The 12,740-nt window shown below is 36.6% G+C and carries 11 protein-coding genes; 9 read left to right on the forward strand and 2 right to left on the reverse strand.

Features of this window, described 5'->3' with window-relative positions; all coding sequences use genetic code 11:
• Positions 1 to 124: 124 nt before the first annotated feature.
• The 6 genes from IGJ50_RS07880 (at position 125) to IGJ50_RS07905 (ending at position 6,225) form a co-directional block, all read left to right on the forward strand.
• Entirely contained in the window at positions 125 to 2,053 is a 1,929-nt protein-coding gene (locus IGJ50_RS07880) for a cell division site-positioning protein MapZ family protein (RefSeq protein WP_429949771.1), read from the forward strand.
• Positions 2,054 to 2,187: 134 nt separating this feature from the next.
• Positions 2,188 to 2,892, forward strand: coding sequence for an AzlC family ABC transporter permease (locus tag IGJ50_RS07885; RefSeq protein ID WP_069640684.1), 705 nt, complete (start codon positions 2,188 to 2,190; stop codon positions 2,890 to 2,892).
• Positions 2,885 to 3,211 (forward strand): AzlD domain-containing protein, encoded by a 327-nt coding sequence (locus IGJ50_RS07890; protein ID WP_069640683.1) that lies wholly within the window; start codon positions 2,885 to 2,887, stop codon positions 3,209 to 3,211. The genes IGJ50_RS07885 and IGJ50_RS07890 overlap by 8 nt, the downstream gene beginning before the upstream one ends.
• A 19-nt stretch (positions 3,212 to 3,230) precedes the next feature.
• Complete coding sequence (locus IGJ50_RS07895; protein WP_429949774.1) at positions 3,231 to 4,103, forward strand: CvfB family protein; 873 nt, start codon at positions 3,231 to 3,233, stop codon at positions 4,101 to 4,103.
• A 121-nt stretch (positions 4,104 to 4,224) separates the two neighbouring features.
• Positions 4,225 to 4,710: a Fur family transcriptional regulator gene (locus IGJ50_RS07900; RefSeq protein ID WP_069640681.1), complete on the forward strand. Its 486-nt coding sequence runs from the start codon at positions 4,225 to 4,227 to the stop codon at positions 4,708 to 4,710.
• A gap of 486 nt (positions 4,711 to 5,196) precedes the next feature.
• Positions 5,197 to 6,225, forward strand: coding sequence for a 3-deoxy-7-phosphoheptulonate synthase (locus IGJ50_RS07905; RefSeq protein ID WP_429949776.1), 1,029 nt, complete (start codon positions 5,197 to 5,199; stop codon positions 6,223 to 6,225).
• Between the two features lie 102 nt (positions 6,226 to 6,327).
• On the opposite strand, the gene gap is transcribed toward IGJ50_RS07905, so the two are convergent.
• A complete protein-coding gene (gap, locus tag IGJ50_RS07910; RefSeq protein WP_069640679.1) occupies positions 6,328 to 7,338 on the reverse strand; it encodes a type I glyceraldehyde-3-phosphate dehydrogenase in 1,011 nt (336 codons plus the stop codon).
• 585 nt (positions 7,339 to 7,923) lie between these two features.
• Between gap and obgE the strand changes: the two genes are divergently transcribed.
• Positions 7,924 to 9,237, forward strand: coding sequence for a GTPase ObgE (gene obgE, locus IGJ50_RS07915; RefSeq protein ID WP_069640678.1), 1,314 nt, complete (start codon positions 7,924 to 7,926; stop codon positions 9,235 to 9,237).
• Positions 9,238 to 9,350: 113 nt separating this feature from the next.
• On the opposite strand, the gene IGJ50_RS07920 is transcribed toward obgE, so the two are convergent.
• Complete coding sequence (locus tag IGJ50_RS07920; RefSeq protein WP_069641424.1) at positions 9,351 to 9,794, reverse strand: Lrp/AsnC family transcriptional regulator; 444 nt, start codon at positions 9,792 to 9,794, stop codon at positions 9,351 to 9,353.
• A 327-nt stretch (positions 9,795 to 10,121) separates the two neighbouring features.
• Between IGJ50_RS07920 and IGJ50_RS07925 the strand changes: the two genes are divergently transcribed.
• Positions 10,122 to 11,309: an MFS transporter gene (locus IGJ50_RS07925; protein WP_429949778.1), complete on the forward strand. Its 1,188-nt coding sequence runs from the start codon at positions 10,122 to 10,124 to the stop codon at positions 11,307 to 11,309.
• A gap of 74 nt (positions 11,310 to 11,383) precedes the next feature.
• Entirely contained in the window at positions 11,384 to 12,655 is a 1,272-nt protein-coding gene (gene kynU, locus IGJ50_RS07930; protein WP_429949780.1) for a kynureninase, read from the forward strand.
• The last annotated feature ends 85 nt before the right edge of the window (positions 12,656 to 12,740 follow it).

Consider the following 12,740-nt stretch of genomic DNA (forward strand, 5'->3'; position numbering starts at 1 on the left):
CGATTTCTTTCGGAAAGGGCTGTTTTTAACAATCGTAACAAAAAAGTTAGAAAGTACATATTGGAAGAAACAAGATTTTATGGTAGATTAGATTTAGGAATCAGTAGAATGTGAGGCGGAATGAATGACGAAACAATGTCCGAATTGCGGCACCGAAATAGATAATCAAGCAGAAACTTGCTCTGAATGTGGTTACTCATTTAATGAAGAGCAGACACAACAGAAACAAGACAAAAAAGCAGAGACTTCTAGTTTTCTAAATAAAGAACAAAATGAAAATATCGAATGGTCTGAATTGAAAGATATGAGCATCGGTCATGTAATGACGATGTTCAATGAAGAGAAAACAGAAGAAAAAGCAACAGAAGGAATAGCAGAAACTAAAACAGAAACGCCAGAGGAAAATACTAGACAAAACACAAAGGAGTCATCCTCTACAAAAGAAGAAACAAGCCCAGTGATCTCAAAAAAAGAAGAACTGGAAAATACTGCAGCACTGAATCAATATATCAATGAACATAAAAACGAGCAATCAGACAGCCCAGTGCGAACAAATAAAGAATCTAATAACGAATTAGCAAGTGATCAATTGGTTAAAATCGATGAGCCGTCAGAATCAAATCATACAGGACAAGATGAAGTGAAATCAAATGAACTAGAAAATGAGACGAATGGCTCAACGAATGAAAAGTCAGAACAAATAAGAAAAGATAGACCAAAAGATGAAATCACAAAATTCACTAAGCCTGCAGAAACTGGTGTAACAACACCGATTGGTCCGAAAGCATTACCGAATAAACAAGCGGAGATTCCATCAAAAAGTAAAAAGCCCGAGGAAATCGAGATGGATGCGGCACCTATTTTCTTTAAAGAACCTGAAGTGTCTAATGCCATAAAAGATCAATTTGAAAAGCAAACCGAGACAAATAAAATACAAGAAGAAAACAAAAATAAGGCTGTTACTCCAGCCGTAACGAACAATTATAAGAAACTCTCTATTGTTTTAGCGGCAGCTGTTGTCTTAGCCGGAGGTTCATGGTTTGCGTATAATCAAATGCAGAACAAATCTGCTGACCAAGGGCAGGTAACACAAAACAAAGACAAATTAGTAATACAAACCGAAAAAGAGTTAAATAGCTATTTTACCGATGATAAACAATTGTTTTTAAAACCCGAAATGGTAAGTGTTAGCACAAAAACGATCAAAGAAAATTTAGATACATTAAAAGAAACGTCTAATTATAAGGCATTAGAGGAAACATATAATAAAGTCATTGATAAACAAGCAGCGATCACAAAAGTAAATGAACTATTTACTCAGCCAATCATTGATGGTAGCAAGCTAAAAGATGCAACAATCAAAGCAGACAAAAAAATTGATCTTGCCAAGCGTGAAGAGCAAGATGCGTTTGATACATTATTAAATCAAGCGACTGATCAAGCTGTGAGCCAGTATGATCAATTACAAAAAGCGAAAGCAGCGGTCGATGTTTTTTATAAGGATAATGCATTGACAGAAGCTTTGACAAGAGAAAATTATACAACGGCAAAAAATGAAGTAGATCAAGTTAAAAACGTAGAATTACGGAAGCCCTTGAGTGATGTTTTAGTTAAGGCAGATAAATCATTGGCCGATGCAGAGGCTGCATCTATTCCAACGCAACAAGTTGTGCCAGAGCAAACACCAGCAGTTTCTGATAATCTAGAAAATAATACACAAACAACAGCAGGTGTTCAACCAGATTCAGATACTTTTTCTGCTCCTAATGCACAAGGAGTTTATACGGCTCCAGTTTATTCGGTGGATGCCAACGATGTCAGTGATCTGAGCAATCCTGCTTGGAGTTGGGCACCTGGTGTTCAGGAGAAAGTAATTGCTACGTGTATCGAACGAGGCTATATAACAGCCGGAGCCTACTCGTTACAACCAGCAAGAATCATCAATGGTGAAGGTTATTACAATCTCTATGGAGCTGATGATCAATATCTTGTGACGATCAATGCCAAAACGGGTTGGTTTAAAGGTAATGCTTCAAGAAATGCTGGAAGATAGTATTTAATTTTTGTGAAAATAAAAGTGAGGTTGGGACAAAAGTGTTTTTTCCTTTTGTTTCACCCTCGTTTTTCTTCCACTGCATATAAAAGGAAAAATCGATGACGATTGATTTTAGAAGCAAGGAGAACAGTATGGAAAAAAAAGAATATCTAACGTTTAAGGAAGGTGTCTATGCTTGTATACCAACCATTTTAGGTTATTTGGGCATCGGGATTGCAGCAGGTGTAGTTGGTAAAAACGTCGGATTATCGGTTTTAGAAATAGCGTTAATGTCGATTTTGGTTTATGCTGGCGGAGCACAATTTATAATCTGTGGTATGCTTGTGATTCATTCACCGATTTCAGCTATTATCTTTACAACATTTTTAGTCAATTTACGGCATTTCTTAATGAGTATGTCTGTTGCGTCCTATTTTAAAAAAGAGCCGCTGATTACTAGCATTGGTATTGGTACACTATTGACAGATGAATCATATGGTGTTCTGATGGGGGCTTTGAGTAACGAACATCGAGTCAGTTCAGCTTGGACGCATGGATTGAATATAACGGCTTATTTAGCTTGGATTATTTCAACAATCGTTGGTGGAGTTTTAGGTACATGGATTCCTGACCCTTATTTATTGGGATTAGATTTTGCTTTGGTGGCAATGTTTGCTGGACTATTTGTTTTGCAAGTAGATGGACCAATAAAGAAATATACGAAAGAAACGTTGATCGTTTTAGGCACAGTTTGCGTATCACTTTATTTATTAATGGGTTTTCTTTCGCCAGAACTATCCGTTTTATTTGCAACTCTTTTAGGTTGTACAGTTGGGATGGTGAATCATCATGAGTAGCAATTATGTATTATTAACAATTTTAGGTTGTTCGATCGTCACTTGGATACCGAGGATACTTCCTTTTCTAATTTCAAAACGTGTGGATTTCCCAGATTGGTTTCTTCGATTTTTATCTTATATTCCAATTTGTATCTTGACGGCACTCTTATTTCAGAGTATTTTAGAAGTTCAGGCGACAGGCTTTCCTAAAGTGAAAACGTTAGAAGCGTTAAGTTGTATTCCTACTTTACTTGTTGCTATTCGTACAAAAGATTTAATGAAAACAGTTGTAGTAGGAATCATTACAATTGCCGTATTACGGATTTTTTTAGGCTAAGTGCCAGAAGGAGAATAGTATGAACGAACTATTAGCGAATATTTTTACAGCATTAGTGATCGATGAAAATGAGACCCATTACTTTTTACAAAAAAATGGGATTACTTTGCGTTTATCTAAGGAAGAAGGAACGCATGAAATTGGGGAAGCTGTAGAAGGCTTTGGTTATATGAACCAAAAACAAGAACCTGAAATGACAACAAATATTCCAACTGCTCGAGTCGGGCAATATGCGTTTGGAACAGTCACAGGCACTAGGCGCGATTTAGGTGCCTTTGTGGACATTGGATTAAAAGATAAGGATGTTGTTGTCTCTTTAGATGAACTGCCTGTAATGCGTGAATTATGGCCTAAAAAAGGCGACCAGCTGATGGTTTCCTTAAAAGTTGATAATAAGGAACGAATTTGGGGAGAACTAGCCGATGAGAAGATTTTTAAGGCGATGGCAAAACCAGGAACAGAAGAGCTGAAAAATGAAAATATCAGTGGTATCGTGTATCGCTTAAAGATGATCGGTTCATTTGTTTTGACCGATGACTTTTATATTGCATTTATTCACCCTTCAGAACGTTATCAAGAACCTCGATTAGGTGAACGCGTCAATGGTCGAGTGATTGGTGTACGTCCTGATGGTATTGTGAATATCTCTTTAAAACCTCGTGGCTACGAAGCAATTAGTGATGATGCTGCAATGATTTTGACATTCTTAGAACGCTCTGCTGAGCATAAGATTCCATTTACAGATAAATCAAATCCAGAAGAGATCAAACAAACTTTTGGGATCAGCAAAGCTCAATTCAAACGTGCAATCGGTAATTTATTGAAACAAGGAAAAATTATTCAAGAAGCAGGATTTACAATTTTAAAAGAAGAACAACAAGAAAAAGAATAGATCTTTCATTCTAATTGAGAATCACTTGCAAAAATATTCGAGTTATTTTATACTTATTATAATTTAGTGCTATAGAAATTCAAATCTAGATTAAAATAATTATAAATAAGGGGCTGCATTTATGGATTCTACTGCTGCTTTAAAAAAAACAAAACAACAATTGCATGAATCTGGTTTCAAACTAACGCCTCAACGAGAAGCAACTGTTTTGGTATTGCTTGAAAATGAGAAAGATCATTTATCAGCCGAAGAAATTTACTTTTTAGTAAAACAAAAAAGCCCAGAGATTGGTTTAGCAACTGTTTATCGTACACTAGAAATTTTAACTGACTTAAAAGTCGTTGACAAAGTAAGTTTTAATGATGGATTAGCTCGTTATGACTTGCGCAAAGAAGGAGCAAAACACTTCCATCACCATCTGTTATGTTTAGAATGTGGGAACATCGAAGAGGTGGAAGAAGATTTGCTAGGAGAAGTGGAAGAAGTGGTGGAGCAACGCTATCATTTTTTAGTAAAGGATCATCGTCTCACTTTTCATGGTATTTGCCAAGAGTGCCAACAAAAGAAAAAGAATCAATCAACTGACGAGGTGGCATCAGCGCTTTAAATCCTGGATAGTTCTATAATAAAATTACCTATGACATGATGCTGATCCAATTGAAGTGTCACTTAGATAAAACTCGTTAAACTTTTTCTCAGTGACTTTTTTTCTGAAAAAGATTGACAATTTTGAAAGAATCTCTTACAATGACTTCAATAAACAATAAAAGTTTTGATAAGAACTAGTAAGATAGTACAGGTGAACAGAAAGTAGCCGGTTGTTGAGAGGCGCATGATCCTAAGGTATCCGAATTCCTCTTTGAACTTCACACCGAATCAAGTAGGCTGTGACGGCTAAGTGCACCCGTTATTGTGCCAGGGTATAATTTTGTACCTGATAAGTCAATGAGTGCAAACGAATTGTAAACAAAGGTGGTAACACGGATCGATCGGTCTCGTCCTTTTTCAGAAATGGAAAAGACGAGGCCTTTTTTATTTACTAGATCAGTCTTTTATTGTTTGAGTGTCAGATAAAATGAAGGGAAGTTATCGTATGAGTTTTAAAGCATTGAGTGAACCAATCAATTTTGAACAAGTAAAAGCACTATCTAAATTAACACCTGAACAAGAACAATTAAAAGCAATTAGAGATCAAGAATTAAAAGAAATCATTGAAGGAAAAAGTAAAAAAATCTTGCTAATAATTGGGCCTTGTTCTGCTCACAACGAAGAAGCTGTAATGGAGTATGTCACTCGACTCGCTAAATTACAAGAAAAAGTCCAAGATAAAATCTTTATGGTACCACGAATCTATACCAATAAACCAAGAACAAATGGCGACGGCTACAAAGGTTTATTACACCAACAAAATCCCGAAGGAAAAAGTAATCTGATCAAAGGAATCGCAGCAGTTCGTAGTTTGCATAACCGTGTTATTAGTGAAACTGGTTTAACAACTGCTGATGAAATGCTTTATCCTGAAAATTTAGAATTTGTACAAGATTTAGTGAGTTATATCGCTGTTGGTGCACGCTCTGTTGAGGATCAACAGCATCGTTTTGTCGCAAGCGGGATTGACCAACCAACAGGGTTGAAAAATCCGACCAGTGGGAATTTGAAGGTCTTATTTAATTCTTTGTATGCTGCACAACAGAAACAAGAATTTATTTTTAATGGTCTTGAAGTCGAATCAAGTTCAAATCCTTTAGCACACGTTGTATTAAGAGGTGGCTTAAATGAATATGGTGAGGATATTCCAAATTATCATTATGAAGATTTAGTAAAAGTAGTTGATCTTTATAAAGCGGGTAAGTATCAAAATCCTTTTATTGTCGTCGACACAAATCATGACAATTCTGGTAAAAAGCATACCGAACAAATCAGGATCGTCCAAGAAACCTTAATCAATCGGACTTGGAATACTGATATGAAAAATTGGGTGCGAGGATTTATGATCGAAAGTTTCCTTGAAAGCGGTCGTCAAGAAGCGGATGGGAAAATATTCGGCAAGTCGATTACCGATCCATGTTTAGGTTGGGAGGAGACAGAGGAATTAGTGAAATATATTGCGGAACATGCTTAATGACTTTAAATGAAGATTCAATATAAAACAAGCTTTTCACGAAGACCTGTACATTCGTGAAAAGCTTATTGTGTTGTTCTTTAAATGTAAAAATGCCAGATATTACAAATTAGCAAATTTTTCCAGTAAACGAATCATTTGGCAGGTGAAACCATACTCATTGTCATACCATGCAACAGTTTTAACCAATTGATAATCCCCAGAAGTCGTAACTTCAGTTTGAGTTGGGTCAAAAATTGAGCCTTCTGTTGTGCCGATTACATCGCCAGAGACGATTTCACGATCGTCATAGCCGAATGAAGGATTATCAATGGTATGCTTTTTGATTGCTTCATTTACTTGATCTGCAGTAACCTTTGTTTTTAAAATCGATACCAATTCTGTTAAAGAGCCATCAACGACTGGCACTCGTTGCGCATGTCCTTGCAATTTTCCATTCAATTCAGGAATAACTAAGCCAATTGCCTTGGCAGCACCTGTTGAATGTGGAATCGTATTGTCTGCGGCTGAACGAGCAGCTCGTAAATTGCCGCCTTTAACTGGTCCATCTAATAACATTTGAGTAGAGGTGTAGGCATGAACGGTTGTCATGGTACCAACCTCGATACCGAATTCATTATTTAAGAAATAAGCCATAGGAGCTAAACAGTTTGTTGTACATGAGCCTGCAGAGATGATCTTATCTTCTGATGTTAACGTGTCATCGTTGACATTATAGACAATGGTTTTCATATCACCAGCTGGAGCTGAAATTACAACTCGCTTTGCTCCAGCATCGATATGCGCTTGAGCTTTAGCTTCTGACGTGTAAAAACCAGTACACTCTAAAACAATATCGACGCCATTTTCTTCGACCCATTTCAACTTACTTGCATCAGCTTCGGCATACACTTTAGTTTCTTGACCATCAACGACGATTGAATGATCTGTCGCGGTAACTTTTCCAGGATACGTACCATGTGTCGAGTCAAACTGTAATAATTGTGCCAACATGGTCGGGCTAGTCAAATCATTGATTGCGACAACTTCAATATCATCAGAGACTTCTTTGATGCGACGAAAAGCTAAACGACCAATCCGGCCAAATCCATTGATTCCTACTTTTACTGTCATACTAAATTTCCTCCTTAAATTAGATACATAATAAGCTTAATCAAGCTTATTGTTGGGTAATAAAAAATGAGCAGCATCATCGAATCGTTTGTTTAAAAAAACGATGAAATACGCTATACTTATAGCATGAACGCTTTTCAAACTTTTGTCAAAAATCTTGTCTTCTTATAAGTAATGGAGTCGGGGCTATGAATAGAGCTCAAATTGTAGAGGTACTTCAGACCAATTAACAAGTTATTGCAGAAGGAGAATCGTTTTATCAGCGAGTCAGTTACACGATATGAATCATTTAATGTAGTGATTTCTGTTTTTCATGATGACATGGATGATTGCTCGAGATAGCTAAGTAGTAGTGCTGTTGTCATAGCTCTAAAGACTATCGATTCTCGTTCATAAAAACGAGTTTGGCTAGACAAATTCAGCTTTAACCTTTACAATAAGAAAGGCTTTCAATGAAATCGCAGTATTAAAAAGTGAAAGAGCAGTAAATAATGTAAACCAAAGCAATGATGAGATCGAATCGCTTCTTTTTATGTTTGGAAACGAAACACGTTAGTCATTGTCTTTAAGATAGGAGGACAAAAGATGTCCATGTTTTTAGATCAGGTAACAATCGATGTCAAAGCTGGTAAAGGCGGAGATGGAATGGTTGCCTTTCGTAGAGAAAAATATGTACCCGACGGCGGACCGGCCGGAGGAGATGGTGGTCAAGGAGGAGACGTGATTCTTGTTGTAGAAGAAGGATTACGTACATTGATGGATTTTCGTTTTAATCGTCATTTTAAAGCACAACCTGGTGAAAATGGGATGAGTAAAGGCATGCACGGCCGCGGCTCAGAAAATACCTTTGTAAAAGTTCCACCAGGTACAACCGTTCGGGATGCTGAAACAGGGACGCTGATCGGAGATTTGATTGAAAATGGTCAAACATTGACTGTAGCCAAAGGTGGACGCGGTGGACGCGGGAATATTCGTTTTGCTTCTGCTAAAAATCCAGCTCCTGAAATCGCAGAAAATGGCGAACCCGGTCAAGAAAGAAAAATTGAATTAGAATTAAAAGTGCTAGCTGATGTTGGTTTAGTTGGTTTCCCTTCTGTTGGAAAATCGACTTTACTATCTGTTATCTCTTCTGCTAGACCTAAAATTGGTGCCTATCATTTTACGACATTAGTTCCTAACCTTGGCATGGTATCAACTAGTGACGGACGAAGTTTTGCAGCAGCTGATTTACCTGGATTGATTGAAGGCGCATCTCAAGGTGTTGGACTTGGAACACAGTTTTTACGTCATATTGAGCGTACCAGAGTTATTTTACATGTGATTGATATGAGTGGGATGGAAGGCCGCGATCCTTATGAAGATTATCTTGCTATCAATAAGGAACTAGCATCTCATAACATGCGTTTAATGGAACGTCCCCAAATCATTGTAGCAAATAAAATGGACATGCCAGAAGCGGAAGAGAATTTAAAGAAATTTAAAGCGCAAATTGAAAAAGAACGGACTGATGAGTACGCAGATCATTTGCCGATTTTTCCAATTTCTGGTGTGTCGCGTAAAGGGATTGAACCATTACTTAATGCAACTGCCGATTTAATTGATGTAACACCAGAATTTCCATTATATGAGGAAGAAATAATAGAAGATACAGTTCATTATGGATTCCAACCAGAAGGACCAGAATTTACGATTGATCGAGATTCTGATGCAACTTGGATATTATCTGGAGAATCATTAGAAAAACTGTTCCAAATGACGAATTTTGAACACGATGAAAGTGTTATGCGTTTTGCTCGTCAATTACGCGGTATGGGTATCGATGAAGCTTTACGAGCTCGTGGAGCGAAAGATGGCGATATTGTTCGAATTGGTGAGTATGAATTTGAATTTGTTGATTAGATGAAGAATCATAAGAAAAGAGCTGATGTTATATCGGCTCTTTTTTTCAGCTTTAAAGTGATTATTTTCACAAATTAATGTGCTATTTAATTAAAGAAAGAAACTGTTATTTCTCAAAAGCCAATTAGATCAAGATTCAGTTGGTTATCTATCGCAGTTTCTAAAACAATTGAACTTTTAATGTTTGAAAATTGCATCCATTTTGCAAGTACATCTTTCATCTCAGTAGTATTACTCACTGTTGCTTTCACTAAATAATTAACCTCACCACTGACGATATATACTTCATTAACGTAAGGACTACTTCTCAATAAATTTAACGTTTTTTCGACGGGAAGTCTAACCTGGCTCAATTCAGTGAAAAAAGTAATATTCTCTTTGAACTGTTCGCTGGATATTTGAATCGTAAAATTTGTAATGATGCCTTTTTCAATTAATTTGTTGATTCGTTCCTTTACACTTGGGCGACTCAAATTGACTTTTTGAGACAATTCAACAATTGAAATTCGTGAATTTTCATGTAAGATTTCTAAAAGTTTACGGTCAGTTTTGTCCAATAGTCTACCTCCTTTATTTTCCACTTGAAACCATTTGATATGTTTATTATAGAGGATAAATGGATGGCTTTCCATAAAAAAATAGAGGTATTGACCGTTTTATCATTACAAAGTCAAAATGGCTAATTTAGAGAATGGCGTTTCATATTGTTAAAAAAAATGACATACTTTTTCTGAATCTTAAAGCGAATGCTTCCATTTGATTCATAATTTTATATACAAGTAACAAAAAAATTCGTTATCATTAATTTATCTCAAGAGGATTTAGTTATTTATTAGTGAATAGATGTTTTTTTATCTAAAAAGACTACCAAAGGAGCATTTTTTATGGTGAGAAACAGGTGGTTAAAGTTTTTATTGCTGTATGCAGGTGGTGTGCTTGTTTCTTTAAGTCAATTGAAATTAGTGCCGATCCAAAATGAATTGGGATCAGAATTAGGTGTAAGTCTATCGACAGTTTCGTTGTTAATGTCGATTTTTACAGTTTCCGGGATTTTTCTAGCTGTTCCAGGTGGCGCTTTAGTCACACGTTTTGGTCCCAAAAAATTACTAATCGGATTGATGGGCTGTTTAGCAATTGGGAATATCTGGGGGGCAATTTCAACTAGGTTTTGCTCATTGTTGCTTTCAAGAGCGCTCGAAGGGATTTCCTTTTCAATGATTATCATGGTGGGTATCGTCTTCATTCATTTTTGGTTTCAAGAAAGTAATAGCGGTATTCCCACAGGACTTTGGGGGACATTTTCTGCTTTAGGCTCAATGCTAGCGATGAACTTGTTTAAACCTCTCGTACAAGCCTATGGGTTACGTTCACTTTGGTTTCTTATTGCAGGTTTGTCAGTTCTTTTGTTGTGTTTGTTTTTCTTTCTATTAGATGAACCAAAGAATCAATCTATTGTTGAGCAAAAAAGAATGTCAGGCTCATTTAAAAAGGCGATAGAGAATAAATCGATTTGGTTGTTAGCTCTTGCTCAAGGTTGTATGGCTTTTATACTATTTGCTTTTATCAATCTTTATCCGCAGATATATAGGCAACAATATGGTTTATCAGAATCGTTAGCAAATAGCTACACTGGCTATTTTGGTCTATTTGGCATTCCTTTTGGTGCTTTAGCAGGCTATTTGATTGATAGAACCAAAAAAGGGCAGGTAATGATCTTTTGTTCTTTTCTGTTAATGTTAGCCGCAACCTTTTGGATGGGGTACTTGTCAAGTAACGTGACATTTATTATGCAACTCTTTGCACTTTCGGCGGGAGCTAGTTTGTCTTCTTCCTGTGTGATGATTTTGGCCCCAAAAGTGGTAAAACAAGACCGCTTGATTGGAGCAAGCGTTTCTTTTATCAACTTGTTTTATTATGTTGGCATTTTTGTCGGAACACCGATTGTTACAAAACTAAGTGAAGGAGATCAATCATGGCAAAATAGTACCTATTTACTTAGTGGTATTGGTGTCATTGCATTATTAGCAGTAGTTGGATTTGTTAAATTGAATAATGAAAATGTTTTATCGTAATTAAATTATTCACGAAAGAGTAGCATGTTTTTAGATATGCTTCTTTTAAATAAAAACTTGGAAGGTGACAAATAATGGAAAGAGTATTTCAGACAGATCATGCGTTTGCAACGGAAATGGATAAGAAAGATCCGCTTAGAAGCATCAGAGATCGTTTTTATGTTCAGCCAGGTGAAATCTATATGGACGGTAATTCACTAGGCTTGGCTTCTAAAGACGCTGAAGAAGCCTTACTTAACATGATGAACATTTGGAAAAAAGAAGGCATTAAATTATGGGATGGATTGTTCCATTATGCTGGTAAATTAGGTGAAATGTCAGCACCGTTGATCAATGCGTATCCCGAAGAAGTAGTGATCACAGGTAGCACAACGATCAATATTCATCAATGTATCAGTACATTATACAAACCTACAAAAGAGCGGTACAAAATTTTAGTTGATGATTTAAATTTCCCTACAGATCGTTATGCTATCGATAGCCAAGTAAAATTGCGAGGATTTGATCCCAAAGACGCTGTAAAAGTGGTGGAAAGTGCGGATGGACGCTTGATTGATGAATCCGCAGTGATTGAAGCGATGACTGATGATGTAGCGATCATTCTTTTGCCAACGGTCTTATATCGTAGTTCTCAACTATTGGATATGAAACGAGTGACGGATGCTGCTCATCAAAGAGGAATTCTAATTGGTTGGGACTTATGCCATGCTATAGGCGCAATACCGATGGATTTTAAAGAGATTGATCCTGATTTTGCTGTCTGGTGTACGTACAAATATTTATCAGCAGGACCAGGCTCAATAGCTGGTCTTTACATGAATCAGAAACATTTCAAAGAAATACCAGGATTAGCAGGTTGGTGGGGGAACAAGGATGATACTCAATTTGAGTTGAACCATCAATTTGACCATCAAAGAGATGCAAGCGGCTGGCAAATTGGCTCCCCAAGTTTCTTGGCAATGGCTCCACTGGAAGGAACTTTAACGATTTTTAATGAAGTTGGGATGGATAAAATTCGTAATAAATCGTTATCTATTACAGCGTACCTCATGTATTTGATTGATGAAAAACTTGCCAAATATGGCTACGCAGTAGGAAACCCACGAGAAGATAATAGACGTGGTGGTCATGTTTGTTTGGAACACGAAGAAGCATATAGAATTTGTAAAGCACTAAAACAAGCAAATATCATCCCAGATTTTCGAGAACCGAATGTGATTCGCTTAGCTCCAATTGCTTTATATAACACTTATCAAGAAGTGTACACATTAGTAGAAACATTAGAAGATATTGCTTTAAATAAAAAATATGAAAATTTCAGTAATGAGCGGACACTAGTCGTTTAAGCTACTTAAAGAACTTCAATTGTCACCTTTACAAATAGGACAATTTCCTACACTATTACGATCGCTATTGGAATCAACACATATA

It is taken from the genome of Enterococcus sp. AZ101, from assembly GCF_050499005.1.
GTDB lineage: Bacteria > Bacillota > Bacilli > Lactobacillales > Enterococcaceae > Enterococcus_L > Enterococcus_L ureilyticus.